General features: G+C 34.9%; 1 protein-coding gene. It reads right to left on the bottom strand.

The annotated features are described in order from the left end of the window. Window positions 1-227 precede the first annotated feature (227 nt). Entirely contained in the window at window positions 228-677 is a 450-nt protein-coding gene (locus H4J39_RS00915; protein WP_182225576.1) for a hypothetical protein, read from the bottom strand. Window positions 678-809: the final 132 nt, after the last annotated feature.

Here is an 809-nt window from a genome sequence, read left to right as displayed (position 1 = left end):
TAAAGTTTACCTATAGCCCAATAACCATCAATATCATTATTTCGACTATTGAATGAACCGATAATACCGCTAGCGATACTGCCTAACTCCTTTCGACGAGCCATAATTCTCCAGCGACTTATAACGCCCAAATAACAGGCTAAGTAATGGTTGGCTAAAATTGTGCAGCGAAGCGAAACGTAGCCAACTGTTACGTGTCCTTGTTGATTTGCTTGTTAGTACTCGACTCACCAAGCATTCTTTTTTTTAACAAATGCCGATAAATAAGACCTATAACAAAGGTAAGGCAAAAATAACAAAAATAGAATAACAGTAATTGCCGTGAATTTAGAGCCTAAATGATAAGCGAATATGTCAAAAATATTGCTGTCAGAATTGCCTATCATGACCTCATTCGTAACTTCCAAATGTAACACAGAGTAATTTGAATTCTTAGCAAGTTTATATGGAAAATCTTTAATCATTTTTTTTCTATTGATTTCAAGATTATAATAATAAGAATCTCCACCTCTAGCTGACAGGGAAACGTAATCTAAACTTACTATATGAGCTTCTTTCTCAACACCGTTAGCCCAAAAATCATAAGACTTTTCGATAAAGAAATAACCACATCCCCACATAGCTAAAAGAACAACTATAGAAAGATAAAATTCAAAGTGACTAGATAGTTTATTCATAGAGTACTAACGCCACGTTAAGCGGCAATTGATAGTTGGCTAAAATAAGCGACGCAGGAGCAAAAGCCAACTGTTATTTGTCCTGCTTTAACGACTTGTTATATTTTTTTGACAACTGGATTGCCATAACAC

The sequence above is a fragment of the Colwellia sp. Bg11-12 genome, from assembly GCF_014076955.1.
GTDB lineage: Bacteria > Pseudomonadota > Gammaproteobacteria > Enterobacterales > Alteromonadaceae > Colwellia_A.
This window is presented reverse-complemented; position numbering and strand designations above follow the sequence as displayed.